Source organism: Helicobacter sp. 16-1353 (assembly GCF_003288815.1).
In the GTDB taxonomy this organism is placed as follows: domain Bacteria; phylum Campylobacterota; class Campylobacteria; order Campylobacterales; family Helicobacteraceae; genus NHYM01.
In genome coordinates this window covers 1-534 of sequence record NZ_NHYM01000029.1, presented here as the reverse complement: position 1 = coordinate 534, position 534 = coordinate 1, and the positions used below count along the sequence as shown (strand labels likewise).

1 protein-coding gene is annotated in these 534 nt (G+C 26.8%); it reads right to left on the bottom strand.

The genetic code is table 11. The features are described 5' to 3' along the window. Positions 1-225: 225 nt before the first annotated feature. Positions 226-534, bottom strand: a 309-nt coding sequence (locus tag CCY99_RS09665; RefSeq protein ID WP_181646909.1) for a hypothetical protein, incomplete at its 5' end; no start/stop codon positions are given.

Sequence of the window (534 nt, the reverse complement as noted above, 5' to 3'; positions counted from 1 at the left end):
AAGTGGGATTCTTCTATTTTAATTACTAGGATAAGAATCTCCAAATATATTTCAATAAACTTTAGTTTTAAAGAAAAACTAGAATCTTTAAAAAACTAGAATCTTTAAAAAACTAGAATCTTTAAAAATATATTAGTAATTATAAATATTAGAATATTTAAAAATATTTATTTAAAAATTATTTGAAGTTTATATTAAGGGATTAATCCCTTAATATAATAAGATTTAGAATTTAACTGCACCTGTTGTAGCAAGTGGTATTATTCTATTGCTTCCAGATGGATAAGAATCTCTAAGATTATTACATAAAATAGCACTAGTTCCACTAGAAGCAAAAGCATTGCCTATGGTTTGTGGTTGAAAATTTAGATTACCATTTGACCTATCAATATATATTACTCCAGCTGAGTTTTGAGAGACACATTGTATTACATTAGTATTTGATGTTGCAAATGGTGCAACTCCACTTTGATTTCCTATTGTCATTGCCACCCATCTACCTCTATCTAATCCACCTGTATCTATTATCCATTC